Genomic DNA, 15,216 nt, shown 5'->3' on the forward strand with positions numbered 1-15,216 from the left:
CCAGGCGGTACGAAGGCACTGGGCCGTGTCGTCGAACTGCCGTCGCCCGGCCTCCGGCCGAACGACGGCAGTTTGACGGCAGGCCCTAGATCCGGCGACGTTGAAGCCGACGAGATCAAGCCAAACTTGGCTTCAGATGTTTCGATGTTATGAACAGCACACGTCCGAGTCAATACAACTTCCTTATTCATGAACGGAATTGAGCACTCCGACCCTTTGCTCGCATCCGGACGCGAGAGGTCCGGATCAACGCGTCCGCAGTCTGTGACGGGATCGAACGCGCAGGCGAGGGCCCGCGCCCTCCGCACCGAGGCGGAGCTCTGCCGCACCGTCCGGGCCCGACGATGCCGCGGAAGTCGCATCCGTACGGGTGCTCGAAAGGCTCGCCCCTGCGCAGGCAGCAGTCGCGTGGCGTGCGGCACGCTGCGCCCGGAGCGGGAACCGGCGTTCCAGGACGAAGAGGTCAACGTCCGCACTGCTATGCGGGAGCTGTCCGGTGCCGCAGTCGTCGATGCAGGTGCAGTCGCCATTCGGCCATGGCTTGATCCGAACGACCCGATACCTGCTGGCACGTGGTGCCGGGGTGGTGGTCAAATCGGCACCGGAGTCGCCCCCTCGCACATGTCGCCCCCTCGCACATACGCGTACTCCCTGGGGCCGGGTGCCCTCACTCGAGGCGACTGGGCGGGAGCGCGTCCGCGGAACACGGTGCCTTCGCTTCGTCGAGTGGCGGAACCAGCAAGCAGCACGCAGCTTGCTGCAACAAGGGGGATGAACAGCCGAATGAAGAGACCCACGGGTATCGTCCGCGCCGCTGTCGTGTGCGCCCTGCTCGGTCTGCAGGCGGGTGGCGGCAGCGCGAGCGCCCAGGTGCGCGGCGAGCCGGTGGCGGTCGCTCCGGCCGGGAGCGTCGCTGACCGAGTCACCGAACTTCCTCAGGTCGGCGGCGGGTCTCCCGAGAACGCCGACGCGGCAGACGGCGGGGCACGCGTGGCCGCCGTACGGGCAGTTGCCGGAAGGGGCCCCCGTCACGACTACAACCGTGACGGCCGGAGCGACATGGTGGCCTGGTACGACTACGCGGACGGCAGCGACGCCATGCACACCTTCGCAGCCGGTCCCGACGGCAGCCTGTCCGCACCCCTCAAGGGGTGGGAGGCGACAGAGGGCAACTACTGGGCCGAGCACATGAAGTACGTCACCGGTGACTTCAACGGTGACGGGACGGGGGACGTCGCCGCCTTCTACCGCTACGACGACGGAAAGGTCTCCCTGTTCACCTGGCTCGGCAGGGGCGACGGGCAATTCGGCACCCGCCTCACCTCCTGGACCGTGGCCCCCGGCAACTGGACCTTCGACGCCGTCACCGCCGAGGCCGGGGACTTCGACGGTGACGGCCGCGACGACATCGCCGCCTGGTACGACTACCGCAACGGCGACGACAAGCTGTTCACGTTCCTCGCCCGGAGCGACGGCGGTTTCGCCAGCCCCTTCTCGTCCTTCGCGCGCACCGCAGCCGACGGGTGGGACGTCGGGCGCATGAAGTTCGCCACCGGCGACTACGACGGCGACGGGCGCGACGACCTGGGTGTGCTGTACGGCTACGCCTCCGGCACCGTGACGCTGATGTCCTTCGCGGGCGAGCCCGGTGGCGGATTCGCCGAGCCGGTCCGCGGCTGGGAGTCCACCACCGGCTGGACGTTCAGCCGGGCGACCGTGCACTCCGGCGACTTCGACGGTGATGGTCGTGACTCCATCGCCGCCTGGTACGACTACGCCGACGGGCACGACGCTCTGATCGGCTTCGACCTCGGCACCGAAGGCGAGTTCGGCAATCGCCGCGAAATCCTGAACAGGCCGGCGGGCTGGTACGAACGGTCCCGTATGAAGATCGTCACCGGCGACTACAACGGTGACGGCCGCGACGACCTCGCCACGGTCTACGGCTACACGGACCTCCGGCTGGGCACGGTGAAGACCATCACCTTCACCGCCCAGGCGGACGGAACCCTCACCGGTGACCTGCACGGCTGGGAAACCGGGACGGGCTGGACCTTCGACAGGATGCGTCCTGTCGAGCGCCACTCGGAAGGACTGCCGGTCTGCCCGACGGTCTTCGGGCACGGCGGCTATCCGACGGAGGCGAATGGGTGGGAGCGGGACCAGATTCGCCAGCCGAACCACCCCACAGGGCTTGCCCAGCAGAAGAGCTGGGGAGCGGCGGGTGTGGAGGCCGACCTCCAGCTCACCAAGGACGGCACCAAGGGGGTGATGTGGCACAACAAGTCCACCAGAGGTCTGACGGGGCCGAATGCCGACGCGAACGCGATCTGGTGGGCCACCGGAGCCGACCGGCTCAAGGGCCGCACCATCGACCGAGGCCCGTACAAGGGCGAGACCGTGTATACCTTCCGGGAATGGCTCGACAGCGCCAAGAGCCAGAACATGGCCGCCCTCGTCGAACTCAAGGGAGAGGCAGAGCAGTCACTCCTCAACAATGACACCTCCATCCGCGAGACGGCGTGGAACGAGGTCATCGCCCCCATCAGGGAACGGATCGCCTCACAGCAGATCATGATCTACACGGGGAGCGACAACGTCGACCTGAAGGCCGAACTCGAGAAGCGAATCGAGGCGGCGGGCCTGGGTGCCGCGCTCAGGAACCACCCGCGCTGGGTCGACGGGATCGGCTGGGAGGAGCCCGCCCCGGCGGCCTCCGGCAACTATGCGACCTGGCTGAACAGGCTGAGCCGATACGGCCTGCCGACCACCTCGGTACCGATGGCCACCACCTGGCCGAAGGAGCTGAAATCCTGGCTGAGCGGCAGGTGCGTCTGACGCTCGGACCGAGCCCGAGGGTGAAGCCCGCTCCGCGTGCCCGGTCCGTCCCCTCGCGAGGGCTGACAGGCCTCACGGGCGGGGCAGTTCACGATGAGGGTGCCGCCACGGCGTCCGAGGTGTCCTCGGGCACCGCGGACGCCGGCACCTCTCGTCCTGCCCCCGTCACGTCGCGCCGACAGCCCGTTCGCGGCGTCGACCACGGCGTCCACGACCTGCGGTACCGCGTCCGGAGGCATCCGGACGGCAGGGACCCGGACGGTGACGGCGGCGACGACGTCGCCCTGGCGATCGTGCACCGAGGTGGCGAAGACCCGAATCCTGGGAAGCCGATCCCGGAGGCCAGGTGCGACAACTCGCGAACCCACCCCCTCGCGGCCGAACTTGGATGCGACTTGGCGCGCAGTAGGCGTTCAATACTTGAAGCTTGTGCATCTTCTTGACGGTTCACCGTTGTCACTCAACACTTCCTTGACAGATCCAGCACCTCGCTCATCCGTAGATTGAGAGCGTTTTCAAGAGGTTGATTCAAAGGTCTGCAGAGTTGTCAAGGCGATGCACCGCACAGTGCCGAGACCGTCTGCACCCCGTCTTCCGCGTTGATCGGTGTTCACTTCACGAAACCAGGTGAAAGGACTCCCCCCATGCGCACTACCGTCCCGCCCGGCCGCATGAGATGCCTGCCAGGTCCGAAGCACCGCGTCATCGCTCTGCTGAGTGCGCTCCTACTCGCGCTCGTCGGACTCCTCGGCCTCGATCAGAGCGCCACCCCCGCCTCGGCAGCCGCGCCTGACTACACCCAGAGCGTCACTCAACTGAGCTCCACACAAGCACAGATCTCGTTCACACCGACCACGTCCGCGGTCTACGTCGATGTGCACTACCTGGTCAACAGCGCCAACCAACAGAACGTCCGTATGACCAACAACGCGGGCACGTGGACGCAGACCGTCGGCTCGCTCGCCAACGGAACGGTCCTGGAGTACTGGTTCACCTACGAGAAGAGCGGACCGCAGTACGACACACCCCACTTCACGTACACCCAGGGGGGTGGTGGAACCGGCACCGTTGCCACACCCACCTTCACTCCCGCAGCGGGCAGCTACGCTTCGGCCCAGAGCGTGACGCTCGCCGACGCGACCGCGGGCGCGAGCATCCGCTACACGCGTGACGGCTCCACCCCCACCGCGGCGTCCACTCTGTACAGCGCGCCGATCAGCGTCACGGCCACCACCACCATCAAGGCCATCGCCATCAAGTCCGGACTCGCCGACTCGGCCGTCGCCAGTGCGACTTACACGATCGGCGCAGCGGCGAGCTGCCCCACCCAGTCGGACACACCGGACTTCGGCCCGAACGTCCACATCTACGACCCGAGCATGTCCAGTGCCACCATTCAGGCGCAGCTCGACGCGCAGTTCGCCCAGATGAAGGACACCGCCTCCGCGCAGTTCAGCGAGAACCGGGTGGCACAGCTCTTCAAGCCGGGTACGTACGCCGTCGACGACAATGTCGGCTACTACACCTCGGTGGCGGGTCTCGGACAGAATCCGGGCGACGTGACCATCAACGGGCACGTCACCGTGGACGCCTTCAACGCCTCGGACGCGGGCAACGCGACGCAGAACTTCTGGCGCTCGGCCGAGAATCTGGCCATCAATCCGGTGGGCGGGAACCGTTGGGCCGTGGCCCAGGCGGCCCCGTTCCGCCGGATCGACGTCCGCGGCGACCTGCAGCTCTACCCGGCCAGTTACGGCTGGGCGAGCGGCGGCTACATCGCCGACACCAAGGTCAGCGGCCAGGCGGCGTCCATCTCGCAGCAGCAGTGGTACACCCGGGACAGTAACGTGGGCAGCTGGGCCGGCGGCGTGTGGAACATGGTCTTCTCCGGCACCGCGGGCGCTCCCGCGAACACCTTCCCCAACCCGCCCGAAACCACCTTGGCCACCACCCCGGTCTCCCGTGACGTGCCGTATCTGTACATCGACGGCGCCGGAAAGTACCGGGTGTTCCTTCCGTCGCTGCGCACCAACGCGTCGGGGGCGAGCTGGGCGAACGGCAGCACTCCCGGCACCTCCCAGCCGATGAGCCAGTTCTACGTGGTCAAGGCCGGCGACACCGCCGCGACCATCAACAACGCCCTTTCTCAGGGCTGCAACCTGTTCGTCACGCCGGGCGTCTACCACCTGAACCAGACGCTGAACGTCACCCGGGCCAACACGGTCGTCCTCGGCATCGGCTACCCGACCTTCGTCCCGGACAACGGCGTCAACGCGATCCAGGTCGCCGACGTGGACGGAGTCCGGCTCAAGGGCCTGCTGATCGACGCCGGAACCACCAACTCGGCGGCGCTGCTGACCGTCGGCCCGTCCGGATCGTCCGCGAGCCACGCGAGCAACCCGACGACCATCCAGGACGTGTTCTTCCGGATCGGTGGCCAGATCGCCGGCAAGGCGACGACCAGCCTGATCGTCAACAGCAACAACGTGATCATCGACCACATCTGGGCCTGGCGTGCCGACCACGGCAAGGCGGGATCCTTCGGCTGGACGACCAACACGGCGGACACCGGCCTGATCGTCAACGGCAGCAGCGTTCTGGCGACCGGTCTCTTCGTCGAGCACTACCAGAAACACGAAGTCGTCTGGAACGGCCAGAACGGCAAGACGATCTTCTTCCAGAACGAGATGCCGTACGACGTGCCCAATCAGGCCGCGTGGATGAGCGCGGCAGGGGTCAACGGATATGCCGCCTACAAGGTGGGCGCGGGCGTCACCACCCACGAGGCGTGGGGACTCGGCAGCTACTGCTACTTCAACGTCAACCCCGCGGTGAACAGCTACCACGCCTTCGAGGTGCCCAACACTCCCGGCGTGAAGTTCCACAGCGCTCTGACGGTCTCACTCGGCGGCGTGGGCACCATCACCCACGTCATCAACGACACGGGGGCGGTGACCGCCTCGGACACCACTCCCAGCAATGTGGTCGCCTACCCGTGAGGCAATGACCTGACGTGAAAAGTGGCACACCGGGGCTCCTCGCGGTTGCGAGGAGCCCCGGTGTGTGGTGTGCGGCGCCACCCGAGGGCCAGGTGCTGGTTGTCATCGTGGACGGCACGGTGCTGCGCGGACCCCGGCCGGTTGTGGCGCGGGTTGAGTGAGCGCTTTCAGCGTCGCTTCTCCAGGGTGGTGATGGCCTCGGCGATTGGCGTCATGCGGTTCGTGCTGCATCACGGTCTTCTGAAGGTCCGCCAGGACTTGAGCCGGGCGATACCTCGTTCGACTCATGGGGGGCGACCCGGTGTCGCACGCGAGAACCACAGTGGTGTGCCGTCGGGCGGGCTATGACCTGCACGTTCATCCCGTGCCTGCGGTGCCTCATCGAGTAGTACGGCTCGTCCGCGGCAACCCGGTCGATGGGGATCAAGGTGCCGTCAACGGTGACGTGGGCGCCCTCGCCAAGGCCGGTGAGCGCTCCATGGAGACCGGGTGCCCGGCCGACCAGGACGTCCGGGGTCGATCAAATGGGGCGAAAATCGGTGATTCGCGGGCCGATGAACGGACTCTGCACCTCACTCGGTTGGTACGGCCGAACTTCCTCACTAGTGCTCTGACCGCAAAGGTTCACCTGGTCTCCCGCACTCCTGGCGGGGCTGCTTTTTGCGCCGGCTCTCGATCTCGGCGGACAGCACGACCATGATGTGCAGATGCGTGTAGTACATGGCCGCGTACTCGTCGTCGATCGCCGGAAGGACCTTCCCGAACGACGACGTCAGCCGCCGCGTCAGGCGTACGAAGGCCTGTTCGCTGAGCATGCCTTCCTGGCGCGGGCGGCGTAGGCATAGGCGCCCGAGTCAAGCATCACCATGTCCCGGCCTTCGACGTCCAGGCCGCGGAAGCCGGGTGGGAACGGCCTGGTCATGTGCTCTGCCATCATCTGTGCAAGCGCGTCGAGCTTCTCATCCCGCACGGGGCGATCCTGCCAGGTAACCCGGTGAACCCTTGCGGTCACAGCACTAGCGTCCCGCCGAAGGACGCTCTATCCGAGGAAGCTCAGCCGCACCTGACGGTGGTGATTCGAGACGTTCGTGTCGACCAGGCACACCGACTGCCAGGTCCCCAGCTCCAGGCGCCCCGCGATCACCGGCAGGGTCGCGTGGGGCGGTACGAGGGCGGGGAGGACGTGGTCGCGGCCGTGGCCGGGGGTTCCGTGGCGGTGCTGCCAGCGGTCGTCGGCGGGGAGCAGGGTGTGCAGGGTCGCGAGCAGGTCGTCGTCACTGCCGGCTCCGGTCTCCAGGACGGCGATCCCGGCCGTCGCGTGGGGGACGAAGATGTTGAGCAGGCCGTCCCGGCCCGCGGCGGCGCGGGACAGGAACTGCTCGCAGTCGCCGGTCAGGTCGGTGACCGTCTCCGTCCTTCCGGTAGTGAGGTGCAGGACATGCGTGGTGAAGGAATCAGGCATGCCGCCATCTTCCCGCCCCCGGCCGCAGGATGCCCGACCGCATCAGCGGACACGGCGGTCAGTCGGCCGCTCGGCAGGGAAGAGGTGCCGCACTTCCGGAGTTGGTAGAAGCGTGAACGATTCTGAGGCAGCGCGGGACACGGACGTGGTGGTGATCGGTGCGGGGCAGGCCGGGCTGGCCGCCGCGCACCACTTGGCGCGGGTCGGCCTGGAGCCGGACCGGGACTTCGTCGTTCTCGACCACGCACCGCGTCCGGGTGGCGCCTGGCAGTTCCGCTGGCCCTCTCTGACGTACGGCAAGGTCCACGGGATGCACTCGCTGCCGGGCATGGAGCTGACCGACGCCGACCCGGATCTGCCCTCCTCCGAGGTGATCGGTGGGTACTTCGACGCGTACGAGCGCCGTTTCGGGCTCCGGGTGCACCGGCCGGTGGATGTCAGGGCGGTCAGGGAAGCGGCCGGAGCGAGGAGCGGGGGAAAGCTGCTGGTCGAGACGTCCGAGGGGGCGTACGCCACGCGAGCCGTGATCAACGCGACCGGCACCTGGGACCGGCCGTTCTGGCCGCGCTATCCCGGGCAGGAGACGTTCCTCGGGCGGCAGCTCCACACGGCCGGCTATCCGGGGCCGGAGGAGTTCGCCGGGCTGCGGGTGGTGGTGGTCGGCGGTGGCGCTTCCGGTACGCAGCACCTGATGGAGATCGCCGACGTCGCGGCGGCCACGTACTGGGTGACCCGGCGCGAGCCCGTCTTCCGCGAGGGTCCGTTCGGGGCCGAACAGGGGCGCGCCGCGGTCGCGTTGGTGGAGGAACGGGTACGCCGGGGTCTTGCGCCCCGGAGTGTGGTGAGCGTGACCGGTCTGCCCCTCAACGAAGCCGTCCGCGACGCGCGGGCGCGCGGGATCCTCGACCGGCTGCCGATGTTCGACCGCATCACCCCGACGGGGGTGGCCTGGGACGACGGCCGGATCGCCGGCATCGACGCCGACGTGATCCTCTGGGCGACCGGATTCCGGCCCGTCATCGACCACCTGGCCCCGCTGAGACTGCGGGAGCCCGGCGGCGGCATCCGGGTGGAGAACACGCGGGCGGTACGGGACGGGCGCGTCCACCTGGTCGGCTACGGCCCGTCCGCCAGCACCATAGGCGCCAACCGCGCCGGGCGTACCGCGGTGCGTTCGGTCATGCGGCTGCTGGCCGAGGCCTCCGCAGCGCCGGTGGGCGTACGCATGCCTGCGTAATCCCTGGTCCGGAGCCGTTCGCATCGTCCGGACCGTTCGAACCGTCCGGGCCGCTCGGACCGCGCGGACCGTCCGGACCGCTCGGACCGTCCGGGCGGCCCGCGTCCCGTCGTCATCCGGGAGCCGCGGCCGCGTTCTCCCGGCTCCGGTTGAACTCGGCGACGTTCCGCCGGTGCGCCTCGTAGTTCTCGGTGAAGCGGGTGTCCCCCGGCCCGACCGTCACGAAGTACAGCCACGGGCCCGCCGTGGGGCCGATGGCGGCCCGCATCGCCTGTTCGCCGGGGTTGCCGATCGGGGTGGGAGGGAGACCCTTGCGGCGGTAGGTGTTGTAGGGGCTGTCGATCCGGGTGTCCTCGGTGGTGGTGTCCAGCGTGGAGCGCCTGAGGGCGTAGTTGAGCGTCGAGTCCATCTGCAGCGGCATGTCCTGGTGCAGGCGGTTGTAGACGACCCGGCCCACCTTCCCCATGTCGGAGGCGGTGTCCGCCTCCGCCTGGATGACGCTGGCGAGCGTCACCGTCTGGTAGGCGGAGATGTGGTGGTGCAGCGCCCCGTCGGTGATCCGGTCGTCCCCGAACCTCTGGGCCGCCGTGTCCACCATGTAGCGAAGCAGACTCCGGGGGGTCGTTCCGGGGCGGATGGGGTAGGTCGCCGGGAAGAGGTACCCCTCCGGATTGCCGTGTGCGGCCTCGGGCAGCGGCAGGTGCGCCCCGGGCACGGCGTTCTCGGTGGTGCCCTGCGGAACCCCCAGCGCCCGGTCGACGGCCGCATAGATCTGCCCCGCCCGCCACCCTTCGGGGATCACCAGGGACGCGGTCTCCTCGGCCCCCGCCTCGGGAGCGCCCCGCGGAACCAGCAAGGGGGCCGCGACCGTGACGGCGGCCACGAACGCGCCCCCGAGGAGCAGCATCGCCTTGCCCCGCCGCGTGGGGCGCAGCCTCCTGCGGTATCGGAGGGCATCGGGCTCGTTCACCATGCGGGCACGCACCATGCGGGCACGATAACCGTACAAATGCCTCGGATCTACGGGAACGACGCTCGACACCCAGGAACTCAACACCCCGGAACCCTGCGGCCGGGTGACGAGCGGGCAGATCCCGGGGAGGAATCCCGGAGCGGTCAGGGCCCGAGGCAGCCAGGTGTGCCGGCGGTCACCCCGCCGCAGGCTCCAGGCGGGTGTCCCGGCGGATGAGGGCGGCGTAGCGGCCGTCCTGCGCGAGGAGTTCCTCGTGCGTGCCCCGCTCGACCGTCCGGCCGCCCTCCAGTACGACGATCTGGTCCGCGTCACGGATGGTGGAGAGGCGATGCGCGATGGTGAGCGTGGTGCGGCCGGCCGAGAGGGCGTCGATCGCCTCCTGGACGGCGTGTTCCGTACGGGTGTCGAGGGCGCTGGTCGCCTCGTCGAGCACCAGGATCGGGGGGTCGCGCAGGATCGTACGGGCGATGGCGAGGCGTTGTTTCTCTCCGCCGGAGAAGCGGTAGCCGCGCTCGCCGACGAGGGTGTCGTAGCCGTCGGGCAGCGACGCGATGTGGTCGTGGATCTGCGCGGCGCGCGCCGCCGCCTCGATCTCCTGGTCGGTGGCGTCGGGCTTGGCGAACCGGAGGTTCTCGGCGACCGAGGCGTGGAAGAGGTAGGTCTCCTGCGAGACCACTCCGACCGCCCTCGCGAGGGAGTCGAAGTCGAGGTCCCGCACGTCGACCCCGTCGATCGTCACACGGCCGGACGTGACGTCGTACAGCCTGGGCACGAGGTAGCTCAGGGTGGACTTGCCGGATCCGGTGGGGCCGACCACCGCCAGGCTGCTGCCCGCGGGTACCTTCACGTCGATGTCGTCGAGGGTGGGCCCGCTCTTCTCGTCGTAGCCGAAGCCGACGTGTTCGAAGGCGATCTCTCCGCGGATGCGGTCCAGCCGGACGGGGCTCTCGGGCTCCGTGATGTCGACCTTGAGATCCAGGTACTCGAAGATGCGCTGAAAGAGCGCGAGGGAGGTCTGCATCTGGACGCCCGTCGCGAGCAGGCTCACCGCGGGCCGGAAGAGCCCCTGCTGGAGCGAGACGAAGGCGACGAGCGTGCCGATGGAGACGGCGGTGCTGCCGGAGCTCAGGGTCAGGCCTGCGGCCCAGTAGATGACGGCGGGCATGGCGGCCATGACGATGCCGATCGTCGACATCCGCCAGCGTCCTGCCATGTTGGAGCGGACTTCGAGGTCCACCAGCTGCTCCGACTCCTCGGCGAAGCCCTTGATCAACGAGTCCGAGCGTCCCATCGTGCGGCCGAGCAGGATGCCGCTGACGGAGAGGGACTCGGTGACGGTCGCCGCCATCGCGGCCATCTGCCGCTGCCGCTGGGTGGTGATCTTCTTCCGCTCCCGTCCTACGCGGCGGCTGATCCAGACGAAGACGGGCAGCAGGAGCAGCGAGACGAGGGTGAGCCGCCAGTCGAGCGCGACCATCGCGACGACGGTGGCGACGACGGCGGTGAGGTTCGAGACCAGGGAGGTGGCGGTGGAGGTGACGGTCGCCTGCATCCCGCCGATGTCGTTGGCGATGCGGGACTGCACCTCACCGGTACGGGTCCTGGTGAAGAAGGCCAGCGGCATCCGCTGGAGCTGGGTGTAGACGCCGGTGCGCAGATCGTGCATGACGCGCTGGCCGACCGTGGTGGAGATCAGGGTCTGGAGCACGCCGAAGACGCTGTTCATCACGGCGGTGGCGATCATGCCGAGCGCGAGCAGCGTGAGCAGGCCGGTACGTCCCTGCGGTATCGCGGTGTCGAGGATCTCGCGGAGCAGGAAGGGGGAGGCGACCGACACCAGGGAGGAGGCGCCGACCAGCAGCCCGACCAGCGCGAGACGGCCGCGGTAGGGGCGGAAGAGGCGGAGGATGCGGCGCACCTCGGGCGGCGGCTGCGTGCCGTCCTTGGGCGGGGGCGTCCAGGTGGGTCCGTCGGGTTTCATGTGCTCCTTCATGGGGGCTGTGGAAGTGCGGAAGGCCGGAAGGCCCTGCGGGTCCGGCTCGCGCGGCGTCCCGGCGGGCCGGATCCGCAGGGGCCGTGCGCGCCCGTACGCGCCGGGTCGGCGGTCCGACCCCGCCCGTCACCCCGGAGGGGTCGGGCGATCCGGACCGTGAAGAGCGTACCTCACTGTTACCTATACTCACAATGAACCTGGTCCTGATATTGTTCCGGCATGGACTCCCCCGATTCCGACGGCCACCTCGCCGAACAGCTCCTGCGGCTCACCCGCCGGCTCCACCGCATCCAGAGCCGCCAGCTGGAGCCGATCGGCATCACGCCCGCGCAGTTCCGTCTGCTGCGCGCGGTCGCCCAGTACGACTCCCCGCCCCGGATGGCCGATCTCGCGCAGCGGCTGGACGTCGTCCCGCGCGCGGTGACCAGCCTGGTGGACGGCCTGGAGGCGGGCGAGCGGGTGCGCAGGGCCCCGGATCCGGTGAACCGGCGCGTGGTGCGCATCGAGATCACCGACAAGGGCCGGGCCACGCTCGGAGAGCTGCGCGACGCGCGCCGAGCCGCCGCGGAGGAGATCCTGGCTCCGTTGACCGCCGAGCAGCGCGAGGTGCTCGGCGGGCTGCTGGCCGCCCTGGTCGACGGACTGCCGGGGCGCCGCTGCTGAGCCGTCGCACCCGGACGCGGGAGGACCGCGTCCGGCCGCCCGAGGGGATGCCGAGATGCCGGAGTTGCCGGAGACGCGACCGTTGCCCACGTTGCCGCTGCTGGAGCCGAAGCCGGAGGCCCTCCGTCCGGGCCGGGCGCGCGGGGCGGCCCCCGACCGCGTGTCCGACCGGAGCGCGGCGGGCACCCCGGAGCCCCTGCGCTCGGAGCTGGTCGCCCTGCTGGGCGCGGGGAAGGTGCTCTGGAAGGTCTCCGACCTGGTGAAGTATGCCTCCGACGCCAGTCCGTACCGCTTCCTGCCCCGGGTCGTGGTGGTCGCGGAGGACATCGACGACGTCTCGGCGGTGCTGTCGTACGCGCACGGCAAGGGGCGGAAGGTCGTCTTCCGGGCGGCCGGCACCAGCCTGAACGGCCAGGCCCAGGGCGAGGACATCCTCATCGACGTGCGCCGCCACTGGAGCGGGGTGACGGTGCTGGACGGCGGTGCGCGGGCGAGGATCCGCCCCGGCACCACGATCGCCCGGGCCAACGCCGCCCTCGCCCGGTACGGCAGGGTGCTCGGTCCGGACCCGGCCAGTGCGATCGCCTGCACGGTCGGCGGAGTGGTCGCCAACAATGCCTCCGGGATGACCGCCGGCACCACCCGGAACTCCTACCGGACGGTCTCCTCTCTCTCCTTCGTCCTGCCGGGCGGCACGATGGTCGACACCGCCGACCCGGCCGCCGACGAACTCCTCGCGCACGCGGAGCCCCACCTCTGCGAGGGCCTGATGGCGCTGAAGGCGGAGATCGAGGCGGACGAGGCGCTGACCGCCCGCATCCGCGCCAAGTACGAGATCAAGAACACCAACGGCTACCGTCTCGACGCGTTCCTGGACGGCTCGACGCCGGTGGAGATCCTGCGCGGGCTGATGGTCGGCTCCGAGGGCACCTTCGGTTTCCTCTCGGAGGTCGTCTTCGACACGCTGCCGCTCGACCGGCGGATCTCCACGGCGCTCCTCTTCTTTCCCTCGCTGAGCGCCGCTGCCGCCGCCGTGCCGTTGTTCAACGCTGCCGGTGCCCTCGCCGTGGAACTGATGGACGGCAACACCCTGCGCGCCTCGGTCAGCGTGCGGGGCGTACCGGCGGACTGGGCGGCCCTCCCCCGGGAGACGGCGGCCCTGCTCGTCGAGTTCCGGGCCCCGGACGAGGCGGGGCAGGAGGCGTACGAGCGGGCGGCGGCCGAGGTGGTGGCGGGGCTCTCCCTCGTGGCTCCGGCCGCGTCGGTCACCAACGAGTTCACCCGGGACGCGGGGACGGTCAACGGGTACTGGAAGGCCCGCAAGGCGTTCGTCACCGCCGTCGGCGGCTCGCGCCCCTCGGGCACGACGCTGATCACGGAGGACTTCGCGGTCCCGCCGTCCCGGCTGGCGGAGGCCTGCGAGGCCCTGCTGGAACTCCAGGCGCACCACGGCTTCGACGCGGCGGTAGCGGGTCACGCGGCCCACGGCAACCTCCACTTCCTCCTGGCGTTCGACGCGGGCGTCCCCGCCGACGTCGAGCGGTACGCCGCGTTCATGGACGCGTTCTGCACGCTGGTGGTGGACCGGTTCGACGGTTCGCTGAAGGCCGAGCACGCCACCGGCCGCAACATCGCCCCCTTCCTGGAGCGGGAGTGGGGGCCGCGGGCGACCGGGCTGATGTGGCGCACCAAGCGGCTGATCGATCCGGACGGGGTACTCGCCCCCCGCGTGGTACTCGACCGCGATCCCCGGGCGCACCTGCGCGGCCTCAAGACGATCCCCTCCGTGGAGGCGGTCGCGGACCCGTGCATCGAGTGCGGTTTCTGCGAACCCACCTGCCCCAGCCAGGACCTCACCACCACGCCGCGCCAGCGGATCGTGCTGCGGCGGGAGATGCTGCGCCAGCCGGACGGCTCCCCCGTCGAGGACGCGCTGCTCGACGCGTACGGCTACGACGCGGTCGACACCTGCGCGGGCGACTCCACCTGCATGCTGGCGTGCCCCGTCGGCATCGACACCGGCGCGATGATGAAGGGCTTCCGCTCGCTGAGGCATTCGCCCCGCGAGGAACGGATCGCGGTGCTCACCGCGCGGCACTTCCGGGTGGTGGAGTCGGCCGCCCGGCTCGCCGTGGCCGCGGCGGACCGGCTCGGCGACCGGGTGCGGGATCCGCTGCTGACGGCGGTGACCCGGCTCGCCCGCAAGGCGGTCCGCCCCGACCTGGTGCCCGAGTGGCTGCCGGAGATCCCCCCGGCGGCCTCCCGCAGGCTCCCGCCCACCGAGCGGGCCGGGGCGCACGCGGTCTACTTCCCCGCGTGCGTGAACCGCATCTTCGCCGGCCCCGAGGGCGACCGGGAGCCGTCACTGGCGTACTCCGTCGTCGCCCTCTCCGCCCGCGCGGGCAGGCCGGTGTGGATCCCGGACGACACCGCCGGTACCTGCTGCGCGACGATCTGGCACTCCAAGGGGTACGACGCGGCCAACGCCGTGATGGCCAACCGGATCGTGGAGGCGGCGTGGGGCTGGACCGGCGGCGGCGCTCTGCCGCTGGTGGTCGACGCCACCTCCTGCACCCTCGGCATCGCGCGGGAGGTCGTCCCGTACCTCACCGGGGACAACCGCGCCCTGCACCGGGAACTGACGGTGGTGGACTCCCTCGTGTGGGCGGCCGACGAGCTGCTCCCCCGCCTCACGGTGGAGCGCGGGGTCACGTCGGCCGTCGTGCACCCGACGTGCTCGATGGAGCACCTGGAGCTGGTGGACCGGCTGCGTACGCTCGCCGGGGCGTGCGCCCAGGAGGTGTTCCTGCCGGACGACGCGAAGTGCTGCGGGTTCGCCGGCGACCGCGGGATGCTGCACAAGGAGCTGACCGATGCGGCGACGGCCAAGGAGGCCGCCGAGGTCGGCTCCCGTGACCACGACGCCCATCTCTCGGCCAACCGGATGTGCGAGATCGGCATGACCCGGGCCACCGGGCATCCCTACCGTTCCGTCCTGACCGAGTTGGAACGGGCGACGCGTCCGTCCGACTGACGCCCCGGTCCGGGCTG

9 protein-coding genes and 2 pseudogenes are annotated in these 15,216 nt (G+C 69.8%); 6 read left to right on the forward strand and 5 right to left on the reverse strand.

The window, feature by feature from the left end:
- Window positions 1-783 precede the first annotated feature (783 nt).
- The 3 genes and pseudogenes from ACWCSV_RS04650 to ACWCSV_RS04660 all read left to right on the forward strand — a co-directional run bounded on the left by ACWCSV_RS04650 (window position 784) and on the right by ACWCSV_RS04660 (window position 5,837).
- Window positions 784-2,838, forward strand: a complete 2,055-nt coding sequence (locus ACWCSV_RS04650) for an FG-GAP-like repeat-containing protein (protein ID WP_451138472.1) — start codon at window positions 784-786, stop codon at window positions 2,836-2,838.
- A gap of 671 nt (window positions 2,839-3,509) precedes the next feature.
- A pseudogene (locus ACWCSV_RS04655) lies at window positions 3,510-3,851 on the forward strand (hypothetical protein); the annotation flags it as partial.
- A gap of 108 nt (window positions 3,852-3,959) precedes the next feature.
- Window positions 3,960-5,837, forward strand: coding sequence for a chitobiase/beta-hexosaminidase C-terminal domain-containing protein (locus ACWCSV_RS04660; protein WP_451138655.1), 1,878 nt, complete (start codon window positions 3,960-3,962; stop codon window positions 5,835-5,837).
- A gap of 293 nt (window positions 5,838-6,130) precedes the next feature.
- On the opposite strand, the pseudogene ACWCSV_RS04665 reads toward ACWCSV_RS04660, so the two are convergent.
- The 3 genes and pseudogenes from ACWCSV_RS04665 to ACWCSV_RS04675 form a co-directional block, all read right to left on the reverse strand.
- A pseudogene (locus ACWCSV_RS04665) lies at window positions 6,131-6,354 on the reverse strand (transposase family protein); the annotation flags it as partial.
- Between the two features lie 85 nt (window positions 6,355-6,439).
- Entirely contained in the window at window positions 6,440-6,652 is a 213-nt protein-coding gene (locus ACWCSV_RS04670) for a hypothetical protein (protein WP_451138474.1), read from the reverse strand.
- A gap of 224 nt (window positions 6,653-6,876) precedes the next feature.
- Entirely contained in the window at window positions 6,877-7,299 is a 423-nt protein-coding gene (locus ACWCSV_RS04675) for a secondary thiamine-phosphate synthase enzyme YjbQ (protein ID WP_451138476.1), read from the reverse strand.
- A 112-nt stretch (window positions 7,300-7,411) separates the two neighbouring features.
- On the opposite strand from ACWCSV_RS04675, the gene ACWCSV_RS04680 reads away from it, so the two are divergent.
- A complete protein-coding gene (locus tag ACWCSV_RS04680; protein WP_451138478.1) occupies window positions 7,412-8,536 on the forward strand; it encodes an NAD(P)-binding domain-containing protein in 1,125 nt (374 codons plus the stop codon).
- A 112-nt stretch (window positions 8,537-8,648) separates the two neighbouring features.
- Here ACWCSV_RS04680 and mltG read toward each other — a convergent pair whose 3' ends face one another.
- Window positions 8,649-9,509, reverse strand: a complete 861-nt coding sequence (gene mltG, locus ACWCSV_RS04685) for an endolytic transglycosylase MltG (protein ID WP_451138657.1) — start codon at window positions 9,507-9,509, stop codon at window positions 8,649-8,651.
- A gap of 175 nt (window positions 9,510-9,684) precedes the next feature.
- Window positions 9,685-11,490, reverse strand: a complete 1,806-nt coding sequence (locus ACWCSV_RS04690) for an ABC transporter ATP-binding protein (protein WP_451138480.1) — start codon at window positions 11,488-11,490, stop codon at window positions 9,685-9,687.
- Window positions 11,491-11,721: 231 nt separating this feature from the next.
- Here ACWCSV_RS04690 and ACWCSV_RS04695 point away from each other — a divergent pair, with 231 nt between their 5' ends.
- Both ACWCSV_RS04695 and ACWCSV_RS04700 read left to right on the forward strand, forming a co-directional pair.
- Window positions 11,722-12,165 carry a MarR family winged helix-turn-helix transcriptional regulator gene (locus tag ACWCSV_RS04695; protein ID WP_451138482.1) on the forward strand — a complete coding sequence of 148 codons (444 nt, stop codon included), beginning with the start codon at window positions 11,722-11,724 and terminating at the stop codon, window positions 12,163-12,165.
- A gap of 91 nt (window positions 12,166-12,256) precedes the next feature.
- Window positions 12,257-15,199: an FAD-binding and (Fe-S)-binding domain-containing protein gene (locus ACWCSV_RS04700; protein ID WP_451138659.1), complete on the forward strand. Its 2,943-nt coding sequence runs from the start codon at window positions 12,257-12,259 to the stop codon at window positions 15,197-15,199.
- The last annotated feature ends 17 nt before the right edge of the window (window positions 15,200-15,216 follow it).

The sequence above is a fragment of the Streptomyces sp. NPDC001770 genome, from assembly GCF_053596135.1.

Bases quoted from the DNA above. Each gene is read 5' to 3' on its own strand.
- ACWCSV_RS04670 (WP_451138474.1), bottom strand. From the start codon at position 6,652: ATGCTCAGCGAACAGGCCTTCGTACGCCTGACGCGGCGGCTGACGTCG.
- ACWCSV_RS04650 (WP_451138472.1), top strand. From the start codon at position 784: ATGAAGAGACCCACGGGTATCGTCCGCGCCGCTGTCGTGTGCGCCCTG.
- ACWCSV_RS04675 (WP_451138476.1), bottom strand. From the start codon at position 7,299: ATGCCTGATTCCTTCACCACGCATGTCCTGCACCTCACTACCGGAAGG.
- ACWCSV_RS04690 (WP_451138480.1), bottom strand. From the start codon at position 11,490: ATGAAACCCGACGGACCCACCTGGACGCCCCCGCCCAAGGACGGCACG.
- ACWCSV_RS04695 (WP_451138482.1), top strand. From the start codon at position 11,722: ATGGACTCCCCCGATTCCGACGGCCACCTCGCCGAACAGCTCCTGCGG.
- mltG (WP_451138657.1), bottom strand. From the start codon at position 9,509: ATGGTGAACGAGCCCGATGCCCTCCGATACCGCAGGAGGCTGCGCCCC.